Source organism: Paenibacillus sp. FSL P4-0081, assembly GCF_000758565.1.
In the GTDB taxonomy this organism is placed as follows: domain Bacteria; phylum Bacillota; class Bacilli; order Paenibacillales; family Paenibacillaceae; genus Paenibacillus_AQ; species Paenibacillus_AQ phytohabitans.
Genome location: NZ_CP009280.1, coordinates 3,932,417 through 3,954,579, shown reverse-complemented (window position 1 = coordinate 3,954,579; position 22,163 = coordinate 3,932,417). Strand labels below are relative to the sequence as shown.

17 protein-coding genes and 1 pseudogene are annotated in these 22,163 nt (G+C 50.2%); 3 read left to right on the top strand and 15 right to left on the bottom strand.

Annotation, left to right across the window (positions count from 1 at the left end; genetic code table 11):
* Positions 1–59 precede the first annotated feature (59 nt).
* The 5 genes from P40081_RS16920 to P40081_RS16900 form a co-directional block, all read right to left on the bottom strand.
* Positions 60–1,445 carry a sensor histidine kinase gene (locus P40081_RS16920; protein ID WP_042137043.1) on the bottom strand — a complete coding sequence of 462 codons (1,386 nt, stop codon included), beginning with the start codon at positions 1,443–1,445 and terminating at the stop codon, positions 60–62.
* Positions 1,442–2,119, bottom strand: a complete 678-nt coding sequence (locus tag P40081_RS16915; RefSeq protein WP_042137042.1) for a response regulator transcription factor — start codon at positions 2,117–2,119, stop codon at positions 1,442–1,444. Before P40081_RS16915 ends, P40081_RS16920 begins: the two co-directional genes overlap by 4 nt.
* Positions 2,120–2,203: 84 nt before the next feature.
* On the bottom strand, positions 2,204–3,040 hold the full coding sequence (locus tag P40081_RS16910) for an SDR family oxidoreductase (protein ID WP_042137039.1): 837 nt from the start codon (positions 3,038–3,040) through the stop codon (positions 2,204–2,206).
* A gap of 2 nt (positions 3,041–3,042) precedes the next feature.
* Entirely contained in the window at positions 3,043–3,645 is a 603-nt protein-coding gene (locus P40081_RS16905; protein ID WP_231575377.1) for a MarR family winged helix-turn-helix transcriptional regulator, read from the bottom strand.
* Positions 3,646–4,511: 866 nt separating this feature from the next.
* On the bottom strand, positions 4,512–5,702 hold the full coding sequence (locus P40081_RS16900; RefSeq protein ID WP_042137037.1) for a metallophosphoesterase: 1,191 nt from the start codon (positions 5,700–5,702) through the stop codon (positions 4,512–4,514).
* 207 nt (positions 5,703–5,909) lie between these two features.
* Between P40081_RS16900 and P40081_RS38550 the strand changes: the two genes are divergently transcribed.
* Positions 5,910–6,539, top strand: coding sequence for a hypothetical protein (locus P40081_RS38550; RefSeq protein ID WP_197074368.1), 630 nt, complete (start codon positions 5,910–5,912; stop codon positions 6,537–6,539).
* Between the two features lie 40 nt (positions 6,540–6,579).
* Here P40081_RS38550 and P40081_RS16890 read toward each other — a convergent pair whose 3' ends face one another.
* The 5 genes from P40081_RS16890 to P40081_RS16870 form a co-directional block, all read right to left on the bottom strand.
* Positions 6,580–6,996: an HIT family protein gene (locus P40081_RS16890; RefSeq protein ID WP_042137034.1), complete on the bottom strand. Its 417-nt coding sequence runs from the start codon at positions 6,994–6,996 to the stop codon at positions 6,580–6,582.
* 67 nt (positions 6,997–7,063) lie between these two features.
* Positions 7,064–7,477, bottom strand: coding sequence for a bacteriohemerythrin (locus P40081_RS16885; RefSeq protein WP_081969990.1), 414 nt, complete (start codon positions 7,475–7,477; stop codon positions 7,064–7,066).
* A gap of 333 nt (positions 7,478–7,810) precedes the next feature.
* A complete protein-coding gene (locus tag P40081_RS16880) occupies positions 7,811–8,722 on the bottom strand; it encodes an NUDIX hydrolase (RefSeq protein ID WP_042137032.1) in 912 nt (303 codons plus the stop codon).
* 160 nt (positions 8,723–8,882) lie between these two features.
* Positions 8,883–9,746 (bottom strand): cation diffusion facilitator family transporter, encoded by an 864-nt coding sequence (locus P40081_RS16875; protein WP_042137029.1) that lies wholly within the window; start codon positions 9,744–9,746, stop codon positions 8,883–8,885.
* Between the two features lie 326 nt (positions 9,747–10,072).
* A complete protein-coding gene (locus P40081_RS16870; RefSeq protein WP_039292730.1) occupies positions 10,073–10,576 on the bottom strand; it encodes a ferritin in 504 nt (167 codons plus the stop codon).
* Positions 10,577–10,692: 116 nt separating this feature from the next.
* Here P40081_RS16870 and nagZ point away from each other — a divergent pair, with 116 nt between their 5' ends.
* Positions 10,693–12,066: a beta-N-acetylhexosaminidase gene (gene nagZ / locus P40081_RS16865; protein WP_042137027.1), complete on the top strand. Its 1,374-nt coding sequence runs from the start codon at positions 10,693–10,695 to the stop codon at positions 12,064–12,066.
* A gap of 371 nt (positions 12,067–12,437) precedes the next feature.
* On the opposite strand, the gene P40081_RS16860 is transcribed toward nagZ, so the two are convergent.
* From P40081_RS16860 to P40081_RS16840, 5 genes and pseudogenes are all read right to left on the bottom strand, one after another.
* Positions 12,438–13,541, bottom strand: a complete 1,104-nt coding sequence (locus P40081_RS16860; protein WP_331281722.1) for an efflux RND transporter periplasmic adaptor subunit — start codon at positions 13,539–13,541, stop codon at positions 12,438–12,440.
* Between the two features lie 24 nt (positions 13,542–13,565).
* On the bottom strand, positions 13,566–14,957 hold the full coding sequence (locus P40081_RS16855; protein WP_171719390.1) for an ABC transporter permease: 1,392 nt from the start codon (positions 14,955–14,957) through the stop codon (positions 13,566–13,568).
* Between the two features lie 362 nt (positions 14,958–15,319).
* Positions 15,320–16,009: pseudogene (locus tag P40081_RS16850) on the bottom strand (ABC transporter ATP-binding protein); the annotation flags it as partial.
* Between the two features lie 48 nt (positions 16,010–16,057).
* Positions 16,058–18,670: a hypothetical protein gene (locus tag P40081_RS16845; RefSeq protein WP_042137024.1), complete on the bottom strand. Its 2,613-nt coding sequence runs from the start codon at positions 18,668–18,670 to the stop codon at positions 16,058–16,060.
* Between the two features lie 183 nt (positions 18,671–18,853).
* The gene (locus tag P40081_RS16840; RefSeq protein WP_042137023.1) at positions 18,854–19,687 is read right to left on the bottom strand and encodes a helix-turn-helix transcriptional regulator; all 834 of its coding nucleotides are present in this window, start codon (positions 19,685–19,687) and stop codon (positions 18,854–18,856) included.
* 144 nt (positions 19,688–19,831) lie between these two features.
* Between P40081_RS16840 and P40081_RS16835 the strand changes: the two genes are divergently transcribed.
* Positions 19,832–21,895: a beta-galactosidase gene (locus P40081_RS16835; protein WP_042137021.1), complete on the top strand. Its 2,064-nt coding sequence runs from the start codon at positions 19,832–19,834 to the stop codon at positions 21,893–21,895.
* The last annotated feature ends 268 nt before the right edge of the window (positions 21,896–22,163 follow it).

The window sequence follows — 22,163 nt, the reverse complement described above, 5'->3', positions numbered from 1 at the left end:
AAGCGCAACTACGGTGAATGTTGGACTTCCGCTGCTTTCATCTGTTACTATACCTCTGCTCAATCTGTATTGTGGCAGGGCAGGGAGACTTTAAAGGTAGTCCCTTCTCCAACTGTACTTGCCGCCTCGATCGTACCGTTATGAGCCTGAATAATCTTCTGTGCAATGGCGAGCCCCAGCCCGCTGCTGTTGCTGTCACGGGTGCGCGCCTGATCCACTTTGTAGAACCGGTCGAAGATCATCGGCAGCTGCTCCGCAGGAATCCCTTCACCGTTGTCCGTCACCGTTACAGTGCACGTATGATCGTCTGCACGTGCCGCTATGCTGATTGTGCCGCCCGCCGGAGTATACTTCACGGCATTCGTGACCAGGTTCATCCATACCTGATAGAGCAGGTTAGGGTCGCCTTCCAGTGTAATGTCAGCTACGTGCAGCCGGACCGCAAGCTCCTTCTCTGTAAGATGCCATTCCATAATCTGCATGACCTGGCGGAGCTGGGCACGGAGGTCGAAGCTTCGTTTCTGCAGGGCATGTTCTTCATAGTCGAGTGAGGATAAGGTGAGCAGCTGCTTGCTGAGCACGGATAGCCGGCGGCTCTCTTCATCAATGATCGACAGGTACTCCAGCCTCTGGGGTTCGGGCAGCGCACCGTCTTTGAGCGCATGGGCAAAACCCTGGATGGACGTCAGCGGGGATTCAATTTCATGCGAGACATTGGCGACAAATTCCTGACGCGCCCGGTTTGTCCGTTCCAGCTCCCGGCTCATCGTCATGAAATGGGAGGCCAGCTGGCCGATTTCATCACGACGGGCGGTATATAATTTGATATCGTACCTGCCTTTGGATATTTTGAGCGTAGCTTCGGTCAGACGCGTTATGGGCTTCACCACATGGAATACTGTAATGAGCATAAACCACAGGCTGAATAAGATAATGACGCCAATCAGCACGGCAAAAAAGATCCGCAGTTCGCCAAACTGCACCTCAGCATCCGGACGCATGAACAATGCATAAGTCTGTCCGGTGATCTGAACAGGTACACCTATCGAATTACTGAGCTGATTATCGAAGAAGCCGGTGATAAACGCTGAGCTGGGGAAATTACCGACTCCGTGGTAAATCCCCCCCGCCAGCACCTTTTGCAGCGCCCCCTCCTGCAGGTCATTTTTGCGGAAAGGCTGGCCGTAAAATTGTTCATCGCCGTTGTCATTGGACAGATACATCTTGTAGCCTAACGAGGCTGTACTCAGCAGATACTCTTCCACCGCATCCGGGTGGTCCTGAATGAACTGCTGCAAGCCTATGGCCATTTTGGTCAGCTTGGCATCGTTCTGCGGTTTGATTTTGGCCTGATAATAGAGATTGGAAACGAGGAACCCCAGTACACTGCTGATCACTATAACCGAGCAGAACACAATACTCATTCTTACATACAGCGATCTCATGTGTTCACCATGTCCACTTTGTAGCCAATCCCGCGTACGGTGCGGATCGTGAAATCATTCTGGTAGTCGCTGAACCGCTGGCGCAGCCGTTTGATATGCACATCCACCGTCCGCTCATCCCCCTCATAATCCGCACCCCAGACCCGTTCGATCAGCTCACTGCGCGAGAACAGCCGTCCGGGATATTGCGCCAGCTGGGCCAGCAGCTCGAATTCCTTCACCGGCAGCAAAAGCACCTCATTCCCGTCAATGATCTCATAATTCTTACGGTCAATCACCAGTGAGTTCAGGCGGATTTTGTCGTCAGAGGCAATCGAATAACGGCGGAACAGTGCCTTAATGCGGAACAGCAGCTCCTCCGGTTCAAAAGGCTTGGTCACATAATCATCCGTCCCGCGCAGATACCCCTGCTCCTTGTCGCTGAGCTGCTGGCGGGCCGTCAGGAGGATCACCGGAATATCGTAAGTTTCCCTTATGTACGAGCATAGCTCCAGACCATCCATGTGCGGCATCATCACATCCACCACCGCGAGATCCACTGTCTGCTCCTGCATCAGGGTTACCGCTTCCCGGCCGTCGCCGGCTTCCAGGACATGATACCCCTCTCTCGTCAAGACATGCCGCAGCAGCGTGCGGATATGGACATCATCGTCGGCTACTATAATCTTTTTCAACTGTAAGCTCTCCCTCCGGGCTTGCCGAATTCAATGACATCATACTAGCAACAAACCAGTTTCGAGACAAGCCTTAGTCCATTTCTACATTATCCGTTCTTCCGGCAGCTCAATAAAAGGCATAATGCTCTCCTTCAGCGGTGTGACAGGACGCCCCATTAGCCGTTCCAAATCTCCTGAAGTGGATGAGGTATCCAGCTTGCTCATAAAAGCATAGATCCAGTGCTGAACTGCGGCATCCTGACGGTGTACCACCGGCTTCCCGGCAACCTCGGTTAATACTTCAGCCAGATCTGCAAAATCCCAGGTATGTGCAGCGGCCAGCTCATAAATATGATTGCCTGCCTCACCTTCACTAAGCACAGCCGCAGTTGCCAGCGCAAGATCTCCACGTGTTACCGAATTGAACTTCCATTCACCCGGAGCGGTTATCAATTCCCCGCTGGACAGTGCTTCCTTCAACCCCAGCACTCCTACGAAATCAATGTATAAGGCATTGCGCAAAAAAGTATATTCCAGTCCGGACTCTATAATCGCCTGTTCGGTTAGCGTGTGCACATTGTCCGGCTTGCTCTGCTCAGATCTCTGCCGGGGAAAAGCAAAACCCGTATAGAGAATATGTCCGACACCGCTTCGCTTAGCAGCATCAATAACCCGCTTGTGCTGGATCAGACGGACGGTGTCATCCGTATTCGAGCTGGAGATTAGCAGCAGCCGGGAAATTCCGCGAAAGGCTTCATCCAGCGATTCCGTCACATCGTAATCGGCATAACGGACTTCTACGCCTTGCTCCTGGAGATACGCCGCCTGCTCAAGCTTCCGTACTCCGGCTACAACCTGTTCTGCGGGGATACGGCTGCGCAAATTTTCTATGATCAGACTTCCCAATTGTCCGGTGGCGCCAGTAATCATAATCTTCATTATTATCTCTCCCTTGTATGTTCGCTCAATTTGTTCAGCAGACCCAGCAGCTGGTGCAGCTCCGTATCATCCAGACGCTTCATCACGCCGGCAACAGCTTCCCGGTTTCCAGGCAGCTGTTCAGACAGCAAGGCCCGGCCAGCTTCAGTAATCGAAATCACCGTCTTGCGTCCATCCTTGGCATGATCCGCACGGGAGATATAACCGTCTTTCTCCAGCGGAGTGAGCATGAGGCTGATATTGGCTTTGGTTACACCGATTCTCTCTGCGAGCAGTGAAGGGAGTATCGCTCCCCCGTCCTTCGCAATCTCAACCAGTACGCGGATTCTTGCCCCGTTCAGCCCTTGAGCCTGCCAGTATTTCTCGGATACGGCTACTGCATGGGCTGTCGCTCCCACCATAGCGAAGAAAACCTCATTGTGGAGCGGCAGCTCCAGCACATACTTTTGCAAAGCATCCATCCGTGCATCCAGCCGATCATTTACTCGGTCATTCATAAGTCCATTCATAGAATCATCCATCAGTCCGTTCAATAGTTCGTCGGCTGGTTTATTCATCCGCTCACCCATTTGATCACCCATTCTATCATTCAAAGTTTTGTCCATATCGCTCTTTAACGAGACATAACCCCACTTAACGGAAACATCGCCCCTTAACGAGACATAACACCGCTTAACGCCTCTTAACGCCGCAACCTCAATTTAGTTAATAGCTTAACTATATTTATGTAGAGAATAACTCAACCAGCTCATATTGTCAAAATGTTGACATCAGAGCACCCCCGGCAGGTGTGGGTTTATACTAAAAGCCATTTTAAAGACACATAGTTTGGGTGTGCGTTTAACTGTGCATTTAGGCGTGCATTTAGGTGTGCGTTTGGACATGCAGTTTTGATACTTGTTTGATCATACGATTTCAGTACTCGGTTGGTTTAGGCATTCGGTTGGACATGCGTTTGGTTATTCATTCGTTCTTGCTCAGAATTACTGGTGACTTAACCGGACTAAGCCTGGATTGTTGTACTAAATGCAAGATTTATCCTATATTAACTTGTAAAATTGGTTATTGTTGTACTTTTTACAACAATTCTTACGATTCAGCGGGTTATCCGACTGAAATTTTGTATTTTGTGCAAGATTCCCGGTAAATTAGCGAGATCGAATTTGAATTGTTGTACTTTCTGCAGGATTTACCTGCTTGATCGGATCAGGCCTGCTATGTTCCGTTTTTCGCATAACATAAAACCCCCTATCCTTCAATCGAAGGTAGGGGGCTTGGCGGAAGGCACACGGAGTACGGTAAAAGGTACAAGTTACGATAGATGGCTCGGTTCCAATAGATGGTTCAGTTCCAGTTGACGGTACACATCCGATAGATGGTACAGTTCCAGTAAATGGTACAGTTCCAGTAAATGGTACAGAACACAGTAGCTGACTCACATACAATTATGTTGCCTCCACTAGACGATCTTTTAGATCAGTACCGCCTTAGCCGTTGATGTCACAGGTTCTTCGTTATAGCTCATACTACCCTCCAGAACAACCTCAAGCTTAATCAGCTCAGAGCGGCTGGCCAGACGGATTGGCGGTCCCCAGGTTCCGTAGCCGGAGGAGACAATGACATGCAGCTTGTCTTTGAGCAGATAACCCCAGTCCAGCTCGAACAGGCGTCTCGTAATCCAGTGATTCGGAGCAATCTGCCCGCGGTGGGTATGTCCCGACAGCAGTACATCCACGCCAGCCCGCGCAGCAAGCTCGAAGCCGGTCGGCTGATGATCCATCATAATAATCGGCTTCGTGCGGTCAAGTCCGTCCAGCAGAGCCTCTACACTGAGCCGTCCGCCCGCTTCCATCGCCTCCGCCGTCTTGTCTTTGCGGCCCACAACATATACTCCCGAGGTTTCCACAACCTCATCCTGCAGAACTTTAATGCCGATGTTATTCATCACTTCAGTGTACTGCGCAATCGAACCGCCATAATACTCATGATTCCCCAGCACAGCATAGACCCCGTAACGTCCCTTAAGCTGCTTCAGCTGCTGGTCCATTCCATTGCGGATAAAAGGTTCAATGCTGTCATCCAGCACATCTCCGGCCAGAAGGACGATATCGGGATTCATCGCATTAATCTCCGTGACCATCCGGCGTAAATGCCGGTTCCCGACAATGTTGCCCAGATGCAGGTCAGAGGCGACAGCTACCGTCAGCGGAACGCTGGTTCCAATAGACTTATCGACTTTCAGTCTGTGGCTCCGCACCACTGTACTCCAGGCATTGCGTGAACCCCATAGCAGGAATACGGCAAGCAGTGCCAGCACAGTAGCTCCAGCTTCGGTAACAAACGCCGAGAGGCCCACACCGGTGAGCGCCAGCATTCCATATACCAGATCGGTCAGCGGCAGCAGAATCACGGCAAACTCCATACAGGCCAAATAATAGGAGCCGACCACCTTGAACAACCGGCCAACCGGCTTAAGCGCCTTCGGCAACGGAACTCTGCCAATAATATAAGAGAAGGCAATCACAAGAAAGACAGGCCAGTAAGCAGCAGCATGAATACCCGGCAGCCATTCCTGGAGCAGAACCCACAGATGCCATCCAATGTAGAAATTAACAAGTCCAAGCACAAGAAGCATGATAATTCCCGAAGCCAGCATGCGCATGTTTTTCACCCTATTCACTCCCTTAAGGTAAGTTTCTATAATATCTACTTCAGATCATATCACAAAGTATTAGTGAGGTATAAATTGTGCTCCGCCACTATGAAAAATCTTAGACACATGCAGGAACTTAGCTGAATAAAAACGAATCCGTTCTATGTAACACTTGAGTAACTATTTACGTTAAGCGGGAGAAAGGTGAGGATTTCCTTGGATCACTCTTTTAAGATTTCGTTTATGGCTTTTTCAAAGATTTCTCTATTCATTTCATTATTAATTCTGATTGTCGTATTAACCGGCAGTGATTCAAGTGCAAATATACAAACCACTCCAATAGACCTTAACAAAAGCTCCGTTTCAAATATCCCCTATTCCATTCGTTCGAGCATGTCTTTTGCATTTCATAAGGCAGAAATTGAGAAGCAATTGGGAAAAGCCGATATTACCAGACGCATGAAAGGCTATTCCTATGAAATACGAAATGTTTCTGACGGCAGTCATATCTTTATAATGTACATGAGCAGCAGCTATGTTTCTGACGTATGGAGATTAACGCATTTGTTAAGTCTGGATAGCTTCAGCAAGATCACCATCGGAGAAAGTACAGTAAGCGATGTGGGAAAAATTGATCCCTACTTCATGGAGTTTAATTACTCTGATCAGCAAAAGGTGGCAACGAGTGAACATAAGCTAGACGATGATGGAGTAATGATTATTAGCTATACACACAGCAATAATACTTGGGTTGTTGATTCGATCGAGCACAACCAACAAGATCCGTCAGCGTTTGCTGCAAAACTTCTGCCTGAGGATAAAGAATTGCTGCTGGAAGATTATTAAGCTGTGTACGCACAGTAAAAAAGAGCCCAACAGGCTCCATTTATACTTCACTTAACGCTTTCAGAATTTTCGCTTTAGTCTCCTTTAGCCGTGTCTCTGCACCATCCGGATGCAAGGGCTCACTCCAGGCCAATCCGTCACCCTCGTAGCGTGGAACAACATGCATATGGTAATGGGTCAGATCATTAAATTTACCGCCGTCAGCACAAATTCTGATTCCGTCCGGTTTGTACAGGCTTTTGAGCAGCGCAGTAACCTTCTGCGAAGCATCCGTAACCGCATGCGCGGTTTCCGGGTCCAGCTCGTCGGTATCCAGGTAATGTTTTTTAGGAAGAATCAGGGTATGCCCTTCATTGAACGGAGCGATATCAAGTACACAAGTGATAAGTTCATTTTCCAAAATAATGTTCAGGTCTGGTTCAATACCATTAGCGATTCTGCATCCCAGGCATTCCATATTGCGCCTCTCTCCCCTCTAAAAAAAGAAAATGCCCTGCGGCATCTTCGTGTTCCGGATTATGTAGTTAAACGGCTTTGTTACCTTTTGCAGCGATACAGTCCCCGATCAGCTTGTCACATTTGTGAATGTGATTAATCAGCCAGTCAGTCAAAGTACGGTTAAGCTTGATTGTTGACAATACGGATACCCCTTTGGTCTTAATGCTCTCTTCCAGATCCAGAACGGTCTGTACGAATTCAGCATGCGTCTTCTGGTGTTCTGTCAGTTCAGGGAAGTCGATGTCCTTCATCAATTGCTCTTCACTGCCGAAATGCTCCACGGTGTAGTCCTTGAGGAACTTCAGTGTTTCTTCGATCTTCTCTTTGCCCTGCTGGTTGGTACACGCTTCAAAAAAGTCATTCAGCTTCACAAGCAGCTGTCTGTGCTGGCAGTCAATCTTCTCTACTCCGATGTCATATGAATCCTTCCAGTTAATCATTGACTCACCTTACCCTTTTCCATAAATTACATAATGAAAAGCATAATTCATTGTCCGCTTTTCCGCATAAAACTTCTATTAACAACATCACACGACAGCAGAAAACAACTTTCTGCAGAATTGGCGTTGCAGTTTGTTATGGAAGGAGTACGATATAGCTAAGTCATTAACCTGTTCTACCCGAAGGAGTGACATACAATGTTCAGCAAAAGATATTCAAAACCTCTTATTACCCGAAAAGTATCCGGAATCGGCTGGACCTTAAATCCTGCTCATCCCGTGGCCTGGCTTGTACTAGCCGCTATATTAGCAGTAAACCTGTATTTCGCCTTCTCAAGTTAGATTCCACTCCAGGTTGTATCTGTACAGCTTCGATGGGCGGTGTCCGGCATCGCGGGTACTCTCATCCGTCTCAATTACCCGCTCAGCAATCTTGCGGCGGAATGCGGCGGCGAGCAGCTCTTTGCCAAGGATGATTTCATACACACGCTGAAGCTCGGACAAGGTGAACAGCGGCGGCATCAGATTGAACACAATATCGGTATACTCAGCTTTGCCGCGCAAGCGTTCGATTGCAGCCTGTACCATCATCAGATGGTCAAAAGAGAATCCCGAGCTCCGGACAATCTCACGGTCCAGATGGCGGACATGGCCCCGGATGGTTTCGGTAAGCTTGACCACACCGCTGAGCCTCGCCTGTTCATTCTGCAGAATAATCTCCACAAATGTCTCCAGCCGGATACCCTGCTCCTGCTCCAAATCTTCGCGGCGGGTCTCCAGGATATTGTAGGAAACCTCAAACCAGGCGGCTGCTGCCGCATCATCCCCTGCTTGTACAGTCAAGGCTTTGCGGTCCACGAGTGCCATGTAAGAACAGCTGATCACCCGCATCCGCGGATCACGCTGAACATCGCCCCAGGTATATAACTGTTCCATATAAATGTTATCGATATTAGTCTCACTGTACAGCTCCCGGCGGGCTGCCTCCTCAACGCTTTCGTGGATCCCCACGAATCCTCCAGGCAACGCCCATTGTCCCAGAAAAGGATGTTCACCGCGCTGTATGAGCAGAAGCTGCAGAGATTTCTCCGCCAGCTTGCGGTAATTATCCTGCTGCTCCTCCATTACGGTGAAGATCAGCATATCCACAGCAACAGACGGACGTTCATAGTTCCCGGCGTCATAAGTCTTCAGGAACTGCTCCTCGGTTAGACCGTTGTAATCAGTGACGGGTTGATTAGACATTGGCAGGCTCCTTTATAGGAATATCTTAATATTATCCCATTGTTAATAACATATCGTTATTATATACCTGCTGCCGAGGAATGCGTCAAGTACAAAGGTGTTGAATCCATATATATATGTACTCCATATTGAGAACGACCGGTCAAATAATATTTTATCGTCACAAGGGTTCAATATGGACAAGCACCGTAGCTACTTGATGGCGGTCCTTCAACTGATCTTCAATCTCTTCCGTAATGTCATGGCTCTGCACCACATTCAGCCTGGAATCCACAAGTACCGTAGTATCCACTAGTACATTGTTTCCGTGAATGCGGGCTTTGATATCCTTAATTAACTCTACGCCTTCAATCTCCGATACCGTCTGCTTCATTAACTCCAGCTCACTTGCATCGAATCCGTCTGTCAGGTCATGAGTGGCTTTGCGGAAGATATCCCAAGCAGTTTTGCAGATCAGCAGACCGACAATGGTAGCGGTGAGCGGATCAAGCCACGGAATGCCGAACTGTGAGCCGATGATACCAATGAAGGCACCCACGCTTACGAGCGCATCCGAACGGTTATCCTGCGCAACGGCATGCATCGCATTGCTGTTCAATTTGCGGGCAAGCTTGATGTTATACCTAAACACAGCGATCATAATCACAGCACAGGCAGCTGCCGTCCACGCGGCAATTAGATCAGGGGTTTCCAGTGAAGGCTGAATGAACTTGTTGATACCCTGATACAGCACTTGAAAGCCTACAGCAATCATTATGAAGGAGGCGATCAATGCAGCAACTGTCTCTGCTCTGAAATGACCATAGCTATGATTGGAATCCGGGGGTCTGCGGGAAATCTTCAGGCCTGTCAAAATTGCTATGGAAGCAATAATATCGGTGCTGTTATTCAGTCCGTCCGCAAGTAATGCCTGCGAGCCTGAAACAGTGCCGATGAACAATTTGACGGCAGATAGCAGTATGTAGGCCATTAGACTAAGCCAAGCCCCTTTTTCACTTTGCTTGATATCGCTGTAATTATCCAAGAAAAAGGACCTCCAAATAATAGTATTGTTCCATACTACACGCTGAATAGCGGGTGGGTCTAGAGAAACAGTGTTGCCGGACGGCGCAAGAGTTAACCCCGCCAAATAGAGTTGCGGAGCCGGAAGTATGTTGCCTCGCCCAACATTGTTTGCCCCGGTTCAACATTGAGCACAACTCCCTGCTGCAGAACCCAGTAACTTTTCATTGCAAACATCGTCTAACTAATAGGAAGCGGTCACGGCAGCCGCATTAAAAAGCGGATACCCTCCTTATAAAGGAGGCATCCGCTGTAAAAGCAAACGAAAGGTACAAGTCCGGAATCATATTATTCCGCCGGCGGTGTAAAGGAACGGGCGGCGAACTCGGCATCCAGCATATAGAAGGCATTGCTGTCCGTTTCAATCCGTTTGAGCTTGGCGATAATATTGCTGAAGAGCGCTTCTTCTTCCACCTGCTCGTCAATGAACCATTTGAGGAAATAGATTGTAGCATGCTCGCGTTCATCCAGGGCCAAATCAGCCAGATGATAGAATTTCTTCGTATTCTGCTGCTCATGGGCGAAGGCATGCTCGAACGCATCCAGCATGGATGAATATTCATTATTCGGCTCCGGCAGGGCGGCAAGGGTGGCACGATAGTCACGGTCATTGAGGAATTTGTAGATTTTCATCGCATGGAACCGCTCTTCTTCAGCCTGCACCAGGAAAAAGTTGGCGAATCCGTCGAGACTTTCACCGGAACAATACGCGGCCATCGCCAGGTATACATGAGCGGAGTAGAACTCGAAATTCATCTGTTCATTAAGCGTGTTCATTAATTGTTCTTTCATTGACAGGTCACCTCATCCTTCTCATTTGTGTACACAGTAAGCAGTTCTTATGTAAAATCTACTTCATCTTATCATTCCTACCCGCCAATCAGCAAACGAAAGGACGAATCTCAACAATGAAATGGTTCAGCCCACGGCAATATAAGTCGACCCCGCATCAGCACCCGCTCCTCCTCTTGACAACCGTTGTATGTCTTCTGCTGGCAAGCGGTTGTGAAGGAAGCGGAAGCTCTGCACAGGCAGGCACGGGTCCTTCGCGGGCACCGGCATCAGCTTCTCCCTCTGCTCCGGTGACTACACCGGCAGCAACAGCAGCAGAAACACCTGCAGCCAGTGTCCAGCCTTCTGCTACTCCTGCTTCGGCAGCAAACAGTACAGACAGTAATGACGTTATCTCCCGGAAGCTAGCCGGAATGACACTGGAGGACAAGATCGGGCAGATGCTGCTGGTCGGAATCGATGGAACTACGGCAGAGTCAGCCGCACAGAAGATGATTGCCGAAGACAAGGTAGGCGGAATCATCCTCTATTCCGATAATATCAGCAGCCTGAAGCAATTGGTCAGTCTGACCAATGCCTTGAAGAAGAGCAATAACGGCAATCCTGCCCCGCTGTTCATGAGCGTGGACCAGGAAGGCGGCAAGGTGAGCAGACTTCCTGATGAATATGCAGTGTTCCCTTCCAATGCAGCAGTAGGGAAAGAGAATAGTGCTGCCGCTGCCGGAACGATGGGCGAACTTCTGGCCCGGGCGGTGAAGTCCTCCGGCTTCAACATGGATTTCGCACCTGTCCTAGATATTAACAGCAATCCGGATAACCCGGTTATTGGCGACCGCTCCTTCGGCAGCACTGCAGATCTGGTAGTCCGCCTCGGCATCGCCGAAATGAAGGGCTTGGAGTCTGAAGGAATTGTGCCTGTAGTGAAGCATTACCCCGGCCATGGGGATACTTCCGTCGATTCCCATCTGGAGCTGCCGGTAATTAACAAAACAGAGGCGCAGCTCGCCAAGCTGGAATGGCTGCCTTTCCAGGCGGCCATTAAGGAGAAGGCAGATGCTGTAATGGTAGCCCATATCCTGTATCCGAAGCTGGACCCTGAGAAACCTGCTTCCCTGTCCCAAGTAATCATCGGTGAGCAGCTGCGCGGAGAGATGGGCTTCAAGGGAGTCATTATAACCGATGATCTTACGATGGGCGCTATCGTCAAGAACTACAGCCTCGCTGCGGCTGCAGTCGATACTGTACGGGCCGGCAGCGATATCCTGCTGGTCGCCCACGAGTACAAGAATGAGCAGGCGGTGCGGGCCGCTCTGCTCAGCAGCGTGAAGGACGGTACGATCACAGAGGCACGGATTGATGAAAGTGTCTACCGCATTCTTGCACTGAAAGCCAAATATGAGCTGAACGATCAGGCAGTCCCCGTCCCCGATCTTACCGGGCTGAACAGCGATATCAAAGCCTGGCGTAAGCCATTTCAGCAGAACAAATAGTTAACAAGCGGAATCGGTACCACTCTCAACAATTTATACGCTCTGGGGAAGTGAAGCTTATTCCTTATGCAGTAGCGAGAGGTGTGAACCAGCAGAGTTGGAAAAAAGGCACTTAATTCTGCCGAAACCATGCGCTTCAGGGAAGCAGTTGGAAAAAGTACAATTAATCCACTTAGCCCCAAGGATTTTAGCAGAATTCGGTCTGATTAAGTGTTGTTTATCCAACTGTTTCCAGGAATTGTACCCGTGACATCAAATTAGATGTACTAATTCCACTTAGATCTTCCGCCGCGCTCCGCCTGTAATTTATATTTAAAAAAAGCCCCAAACCCGGCAATCAACCAGGTTTGGGGCTTTTCACTGCTGCTATACTACTGAAGAACTACCGTATCCCCAGCCTTCAAGCCCGAGAGTACTTCAGTCTTCTCTGTCGTTTCCATGCCAATCTTGATCTCCGTGCGCTCATATTGGCCATTCCCTTTGTCCAGCATGACATAAGCCAGATCACCTTCATGGACAACGGCAATACTGGAGACCACTACCGCCTTCTCTTTACGCGAGGTCTCGATGTCACCGCTGAGGCTGAGGCCGCCGATCAGATGCTCGTCAGGCTGCAGGGAGATAACTACTTCGAATTGCGGGATTTGCCCAGCCGTATTCTGGCCGGTGGTCGTCGTCGCAAATTTGGATACCTCGGTTACTTCCCCATTAAGGATCAGATCCTTCATCGCAGTCATCTTCACCTGTACCTTCATCCCTTTTTTGATACGGAAGATATCCTGCTCTCCGACCTGTGCAATGAACTCCAGCTTGTTCAGATCAACGATCTTGCCGATGTACTGGTTATCTGTAACCGTCTGCGGACGCTCAGTACTGCTGTCGTAGAGGAAGATGCCGTTATCGGGTGCATGATAGACCGCCGTGTTCAGCTTCGTTTTTTTATCCGCAAGCTCCTTGGCCTGGATCTCCGCATTCACCTGATTCAGCTCGTCGTTCAGACGCGCAGCCTCCTGGGCAGCCAGCGCCTTCAGCCGTTCCGCTTCCGTACCGGCCGGAGCCGCACTATCATCCTCCTGCTGGCTGACAAAAGCGTTCAGCTCCGCCTCCAGCTTCGTTTTGCGGTTGGCAGCTTCTGCCGTCGCAATCTCATTGCGGAGTGTACTCTGATCCAGGGTAAAAAGGACGTCCCCTTTCTTGACCTGTGCCCCGTTCTCTACTTTCCAGGCGGTCACCTTAGAGGCAAACGGTGCATACACCAGCGTCTCCTGCTGGTATTGCGATCTTCCTTTTACCTGTATCGAGCTGGTCAGCGTCTCCTCCGTTACCGGGAAACTGATTACCTGCATCGTTTCCGGCGGAAGCTCTGCCGCCTCCTTGCCCTTGAAGAACTTGGTATACCCCAGATAACCTGCGGTACTGATGATACCTAAGATTATGATCCACTTCAGGCTCTTCTTTAGAGTCCTCTTCATCATTTCGGCTTCCTTTCTAGCTTAGGCTTAATCTCGTTTAATGGCGGTCAACGCATCGGTTCGGGAGGCGCTGATGGCCGGATAGATTCCGGACAGAACTCCGGTCATAATGGCAAAGGATATCCCGATCGGCAAATTCATCGGCGGGATGAAGAAATTCATCCCATCGCCTGCCGAACCGACCAGCTTATTTAGCCCCATGACAATTAAATAGGAGAACAAGACACCGAGCAGTCCGCCCAGCAATCCCAGAAGCGCGGCTTCTGTAATAAACATATTGCGGATCTGACCCATGTTAGCCCCCAGGACTTTCATAATGCCAATCTGCCGGCGACGCTGATGGGTCGACATCGTCATAGCCACAATAATGGAGATCGAGGCGATGATCAGAATAAATACACCGATGCCGAGTGCTGCCATCTTAATCATGTCAAATTGTTCCTTCAGCATTTCCTGCTGGAACAGATTGTCTTGAGCGTTCAGTGACAGCTTCTGAATCATCTGCTCGACTGACTTGATGTTCGCCACATCATCCACTTTCACTGTAACTGCGTTATAGCTCCCCTCTTCCGGGAGATTGAGGACACTGGTGGTGGAATTATCAAATACCAGTTCCTTGGAGAGCTGCGCTGCAGTTTCAGGTGATATATACATAATCTTGTCATACGAAGCCTGCATATCGTCGATCCCTTTTGCTCCTTCCAGAATGCCGCCCACCTGAAGCGGAGAGCTAAGCTTCGTTGCAGGTGTTGTTGTGCTATAGTCCTGCGCCTGAATCTGAATCTGCTTGCGGTACAGCTCGGAGGGCTGGACCGATAGTTTTCTATACTGCTCCTGAATATCCTGATTGAACGGATCATTGCCCATACTTTCATAAAGCTTCTGGCGGGTCTCCAAGTCGATTAAGCCCAGCGTCGCCCCGTAATTGAGCACGATCGTTCCCGGCTGACCATTCGCTCCGCCCTGCTTGAATTTATGATCGTATTCCGTCAGCATCTGCAGATCGGCGACAATGATCCTGACATCAGCAATCTTATTGTCGATCGTCACCAGCTGCAGATATCCTGCCTCCTGAAAAGGTGAAGCGGCCTTCACATGATTCAGTCCCTGGATAATCTTCAGCTTCTGGTCCGTCAGCTTGCCCGGGTCGAGGTTCTCATTCACCTCTCCAGAACCGCCGCCTCCGCTGCCGCCCTTGCCGTTTGAAGGAATTCCCCCGCCCGGCGAGACCATAATTTCGTCCATTTTGAAACTTTGGTTCACCTGTTCGGTCACATAGACTTGAGCAGATTGGCCCACACTCAAGGCCACGATAATTGCTGCGCAGCCGATGGAAATCCCGGTCATACATAGACCTGTAACCACCTTGCGCCGTTTGACCTGTTCCCAGGCCATCCGTGAAATATCTCTGATCTTCACGGCTTCCCTCCCTCTGCAGGCTCAGCTTCACCAGGCATCTGCTGCTCAGCTTCAGCAGGCGTCTGCTGCTCAGCTTCACCAGGCGTCTGCTGCTCAGCTTCACCAGGCGTCTGCTGCTCAGCTTCACCAGGCGTCTGCTGCTCAGCTTCACCAGGCGTCTGCTCTTCAGTACCTGCAGCTGTCTGCTCCTCAGTCTCTGCAGCTGCCTGCTCTTCAGTCTCTGCAGCTGCCTGCTCTTCAGTCTCTGCAGCTGCCTGCTCTTCAGTCTCTGCAGCTGCCTGCTCTTCAGTCTCTGCAGCTGCCTGCTCTTCAGTCTCTGCAGCTGCCTGCTCTTCAGTCTCTACCTCTACAGCTGCCTTCTGCCCGGCTTTCGCAGCTGTCTGCTGCTCAGTGATCAGGAAGCCGTCTCTGAGCGTAAAGATCCGCTGCATTTGTTCCGCCACCTTATATTCATGTGTAACTACAATAAACGTGGTTTTCATCGTACGGTTCAGATTCAGCAGAATGCTGATAATCTCCTCCTCGGTCTTGGAATCCAGGTTCCCCGTAGGCTCATCTGCAAAGATGACCGACGGTTCTGTGATCAGTGACCGGGCAATACTGACCCGCTGCTGCTGTCCCCCGGAGAGCTGGGAAGGGAATAAATCCGCTTTGTCGGGAATGCCCACCTGCTCCAGCAGGGCGAGCGCCTTCTTCTTGCGGACGGATGGAGACACCGATTGGAATACAAGCGGCAGCTCTACATTCTCCCGGACAGTCAGGCTGGTAATCAGCTCATACGCCTGAAAGATAAATCCGATATGCTTGCGCCGGAACTCGGCAAGCTTGTTCTCGCCCATCTTCACAATGTCTTTGTCGGCAATGTAGATATGACCTTCCGTAGGCTTCATCAAGCCGGCCATCAGATTAAGAAGCGTCGACTTGCCGGACCCCGAACTGCCCAGTAGTGCAACCATCTCCCCCTCCTTGACGGCAAAATTGATTTTATGAAGAACGGATGTCCATTCATTACCGCTTTTGTACGAATGCGTAATATCTTCAACACGCAACATGGAAGCTGCTCCTTTTTTAACCGGTATATTTAGTTTGATTTATGAAGATCATTCCTCAGGCTTGACCGGATTCACATTGGTGACTGCATAAGCCTGGCTGCCCAGCTTTATGCGCTCACCCTGGAATTCATCATAGAATGTTAGGGAGTAGGCCCCTCCACCCATCGTTTTGTACAGGGTTCTGCTGATGGAGAGCGAATACTGGTTGTTGGTTCCTTCGGTCAGATCTGTTCCGAGTGTAAGTGTCTTCTCTGTAGAGATTCCAAACGGATCGGTAATCTGCAGAATCAACTTATGTTCAAGCGCTCCCGCATCATACTGGTTATCCCGCTTCAAGCCATAGTTGATCGTAATATCAAGGGTATCCGATGACCTCAGATGCTTGCCTTCAGAGCTCTGCACGGAAATTGTATACGGATATAACACAGTCGAAGCCAGTGTACTAGCAGGTACATTACCCTGCGGATTCAGCTGGAGCGCAGCCACATCCACAAATCCGGTCGCTTCCTCTTTACTCTCAATTAGCTTGCCTCCGTTGATACCGGCACCCAGGTAGAGTGAAATGTCCGCGATATCAGCAGCTTTGGGCAGCTTGGTCCAGAATACTACCAGCTGTTTGGCGCCTGGAGAAGCACTGTTATCCGATTGGCTGGAGCTTGCTTCAAAATATTGTCCATCTTTGGTTTTGTAGTAGGCCTGCAGCCGGGCCATCTTGCTCTGCCGCTTCTCTTCACTGCTCAGCAGAAGCTCCGTGTAGACCAGATTGTAATTCTCTCCTTCATATACAGTGGTTTTGTTCTCCTTCAAACTTGCCGCTTTACCTTTTTTGCTTATAGTGTAGCTCTTGCCCTGCGCAATGGTCGGGATACTGTTGATCGAGTTGTTGACACTGAGATCCAGGAACGGAACACTTTCCGAATTCTGTGTGCCGTTTAAGGCAACCCGCATGTCCCGGAACTCTGACGTGTAGGCTATTTTGCCAAGTACATACAATTCCACCGATTTACCTGGGGCTAGCACCGATGATTCCTTGTTGTCCATGTACAACTCCGTAGTCACGGGCAGACTGTCATTGTCAAGCTTGATTGAACCCTTCAGCTCCGGGATCGTAAGTGACACAGTCTGTGTGTTGGTGATTCTCAGTCTTGCAGCTACAATGTCATCATCTCTCCATGGGTAACGCTGCAGAGATTGAATACTGTAAGAGAATGAACCGTATGAATTCGTCGTCATATACTCCTGGCCGGTCATCACATCAGCACGAAGCGCATAGGGGATTACGAAGTAGGCTACAGGGAAAATCATCTTAGTAGTCGCGGTCACAGGACTTGCTGGAGCCGGTGTGCCCGGAGTACCGGTAGTTCCCGCTCCCTCGCTGGTCCCGGATGAATCAGGCCCGCTTATATTATCCGCGCCAACCGCTTCGATCATAAGCAGCTGCAGGCCGGACTGCTCCACTTCAAGCGGTACGCGGACCGTCAGCGGAATGATTTTGGTCTCTAGCGGCTTGAGTGTAACTCCGCTTAACCCCTTCGCACTCACCGGGAAGGTTGTGCCTTTCTGGGATTTGACCGCCAGCTCATAGCTTGGCAGCGTTACTGCTTTGTTGCCGGTATTCTTGATCTGCATCTGAAAAGTCCATACCGCATCTGCATCCTGTGAATATACATTGGCATTGCGTATCAGCGTTTCTATGGTATTGCTGTTCACGATGATTTTTTTGACTACGCCGCTGCCGACGACCAGATTAGGTGATGTGGCCGCTGGAAGCTTATAGGCCGATTTCGGCAGCTCCAGCTTCGTAGTTTCATCCTTTTGCGTAAATTGTAGCTTCATATTATCCGTCTTAAGGTAGGCTGGTATTTCGGCCAGATAATAGATGCTCCGCTTCTCTTGCGGCTGAATCTTGTAATCTGCCTGCGTGCTGCTTAACGCAAGCTCAAAGGAAGTCCCGCTGGCGGATACCAGATACGCAGAATACCCCGGATCCCCCAGCACCTTATTTCCTTTATTGGTCAGATTGAGTCCAACCTTGGCATAGACTTTGCCGCCGTATTTGTAGAGCTGCAGTGAATCTGCACTGGCTGTAACAGGAATGTCGTTCATGGTGGTATTCAGGCTTGTACCGGCTGCTGCAGCTGTAGAGTAATTCGCCGGAACTGCGTAAGAACCCGTCTGCTTCAGATACCCCTTCGCCTTGGCGTCCCAGACCAGCATGGAGATCTTAAGGCCCTGCAAGGATGAAGTTTGTCCCACATTTACATAGTAGGTAACGCTCAGACTTTCTTTCGCGCCGACTTTTTTCTTCAGTGCATCCGTTCCTACCGGATTCCCCGGAAGCACTGAACCGCCAGGTGTTACAACCCGTGAGAAATATTTCAGCAGACTCGCGCTTGAATTACCGGAATTGGTATATTTCAGCGTATACGATACGATATTTCCGCCGGTCTGACTCCAGATGTTCACGTTCTCAAGGACTGCAGTCACCCCGGCTCCCAGCGGAACGGAATTGAATTTGAATGCTGGTGCAGCGGCGGGTGCCGCCGCGTTCTTTGATGTTGCGGCTGCGGCGGCAACGGGGGCAGCGATGCTGCCGGCCAGCTGGCCGGCTACAAGCGTACTCACGAGCAGAGCAGCATATGTAACTCTATACTTTCTCATTTATTTCCCTCCAGATGTATTTACTAGCAATATTATAGTTGCAGACAGCGTGGAAATTGTATCCACTTTGTAACCCTTCGCCTCCGGTTGTAACCTTCTCAAGCAAAAACATGTCAAGTACAGCACAAAAAGCGCTGATAATGTAACAAAGTTTGTTAATATTGTTTCGGCTACACTATGATTCTATGAGCTGAACAGCCGTCTGTACTGGTTTGGCGGCATGCCTTCCAGCTGTCTGAAGACCTTAATGAAGTAACTCGACTGGTGAAAACCGCTCTGCAGCGCTATTTGCGCGACAGACAGCTCAGTCGAAACCAGCAGCAGCTTGGCACGGGCCATCCGGCAGTCACTTAAATAACGGTTCGGCGTCTTGCCCATTATGCTCCGGAACAGCCGCAGAAAATGATAGCTGCTGTAACCGGCAAGCCGGGCCATCGCTTCCAGCGTCCAGGGCCGCTCGCATTCGCTGTGTATCCTGTCGGCCGTGAGCCGGATGGAATGTCTGATCTCCAGCGGTACCGACCCGTGCAGCGGCTCAGAATTCTGCATCAGCGTCACAAGAATCTCATAGAGCAGGGTAGACAGACGCGGTTCACTCCGGGTCTCATAAGCCGCACTTAGCCTGTACATCTCCTCGAAGACCGGCTCATAGCCCGTTCCGGGATCGAAGGTAAAAAAATAACCGCGGGAGTGATCCGCCTCCTCCAGCATCGGCAAAGATAAAGCTGTGGCGAAATGGACCCAGCGCACATTCCAGGCCTGGCCCGGATCAGAACCGTATTGCTGGTAAGCCCCCCGCGGGAACAGAAACCCGCTCCCCCGCTTCATCGATATCCGTTCCCCTTCCTGGAACACATACCCTTCTCCGCCAAAGACCATATGAAGGTTATAGCTGCCCAGGAAACCTTCACTTCTGCGCTCCGCATGCTGCGGGAAGTCGCTGTAATGGCCCAGCATCTCCGGATAACATACATAATGGGCATACGCTGGCTGCGGTAGAACATAATGCTTTTTCATACGATCCCCTCTTCTCTCCGCCTTGAATCAAGCACGCAATATAGTAATATAATAGCAATATTATGTTATATAAGTGTATACACTGCTGATAATACAATAGATTGGTACCAACTATAAAGCATATATTTACACTTGGAGGTTACTATGAAGAAACCTGTTGCTGCAGAACGATTCGAGCTTGGCGTCTGTTATTATCCCGAGCACTGGCCTGAATCCATGTGGGCGGATGATTACCGCCGTATGGTTGAAACCGGATTCACTATTGTACGTCTGGGCGAGTTCGCCTGGTCGGTATTTGAGCCGGAAGAAGGTCAATTTCAATTCGGCCTGTTTGACCGTGCTATAGATTTGGCGCACAGCTACGGGCTGAAGGTGATTATGGGAACACCTACTGCCACTCCGCCCGCCTGGCTAACCGAGCAATATCCTGAGGTATTAAATGTGACTCATGAAGGTGTGACGATGCAGCATGGCATGCGCCGTCATTATAATTACAGCAGCCCCAAATACCGTGAGCTCTGCGCCAGAATTGTGACTAAGCTTGCAGAGCATTACGGCAGTCACCCCGGAGTGACCGGCTGGCAGATCGATAATGAATTGAACTGTGAGGTAAATGTGTTCTACTCGGAGAGTGACCATCTTGCCTTCCGGACGTGGCTTCAGGATAAATATGTGACACTGGATAAGCTGAATGAAGCCTGGGGTACTGTGTTCTGGAATCAGACCTATACCCGCTGGTCACAGGTCTATCTGACCCGGCCAACCCCCTCGCCTAACCAGCCCAATCCGCATCAGGCACTGGATGAGAAGCGTTTCATCTCTTATAACACGATTTATTTTGCCAAAATCCAGGCGGATATCCTCCGTGAACTGGCACCTGACCAGTGGGTGACTACGAACGGCCTATTCGGACATCTGGACAGCCATGAACTGAATGACGAGCTGCTGGACTTCTTCAGCTATGATTCATATCCGCAATTCTCGACCATTTACTATGATCCGGCAGAGGTGAACCCGCTGCGTGACCGCGGCTGGGGACTGTCACTCTCTGCGGTCCGCTCGGTCAGCAGCAACTTCTGTGTGATGGAACAGCAGTCGGGACCCGGCGGTTGGGTCAACCGGATGGATATGCCTTCTCCGAAGCCCGGGCAGATGCGGCTGTGGACTTACCAGTCTATCGCCCATGGTGCGGATATGCTGCTCTATTTCCGCTGGCGGACAGCTACTATGGGGAACGAAATCTATTGGCACGGCTTGAATGACTATCATAACCAGCCTAACCGGCGCGTGAAGGAAGCTGAGTTGATCGGCAAGGAGCTGGCAAAGATCGGCAAAGCCTTCATCGGCAGCCGGACTCAGGCTAATATCGCCATCGTGCGGGATTATGATAATGAGTGGGACGGGGAATATGACATCTGGCACGGGCCATTCATGTGGCAGAGCAACAAGGAATGGTTCAAGGCACTGCAGCGGAAGCATATCCCCAATGATGTTCTGTATATGCGCAGCAATACAACGCTTGCGGAGCTTGTGCGTTACGAGGTGCTGGTCTACCCGCATCCGGCCATTATGAGTGACGACACAGCGGCCCTGCTGGATCAATATGTACAGCAAGGCGGGAAGCTGATCTTCGGCTGCCGCACCGGATACAAGGATACCACCGGACAATGTTATATGCGGCCTTTTCCCGGAGCAGCCCAGGAGATGTGCGGTGTAACCGTGGAAGAGTTCACTATGGTCAAAGGAACACGTCAGCCTACCTCGATCCGTTGGACGAATAATCCAGGGACGCTTACGGGTGCGGATGCTTTCAATGATATTCTTCATGTGGAAGAGGACAGTGTCGAGATTATGGGAACCTACGCTACCGATTATTATGCCGGCAAACCGGCGGTAACCCGCAACAAGCGCGGCAAGGGGGAAGTCTGGTACTACGGGGCTGTATTCAATGAGCAGGCCGTGCTGCAAATGATCGGAAGTTTGGGACTGAATTCACCAGCTGCCGAATGGCTGGAATTGCCGCCGGAGATTGAGCTGCAGATCCGCGCTTCTGAGGGAGATGCCGCTGCAGGACTCACCTTCCTGCTTAACTATAGTGAAGAACCGGCAGAGATCGTGCTTAAGGAATCCAGAACGGATCTGCTAAGCGGGCAAACCCTCACGGGAAGTTATACGCTGGATGGATATGGCGTTCTGGTGCTGGAATAACAATTCCTTTTAAGCTCAGGCATGACTAAATCAATATAAAAGGGTTCCGCCGCCGCTGATTGCTCTGTGGATAGCGGAACCCTTTTGCTGCTGCAAGCTGCCCGGTACCGAAACGAGCGAGGGCATTGCAGCATATGAAATATAGAATTTCCTTGCAATTCGCTGTGAATTATTAGATATTAAAAACTGAAATTCATATTCAGTTTCAACGTGGAAGTTAGTGATAGTTGTATTATGTGCAATTAAAAAACAGAGAAAAAGCATGTTT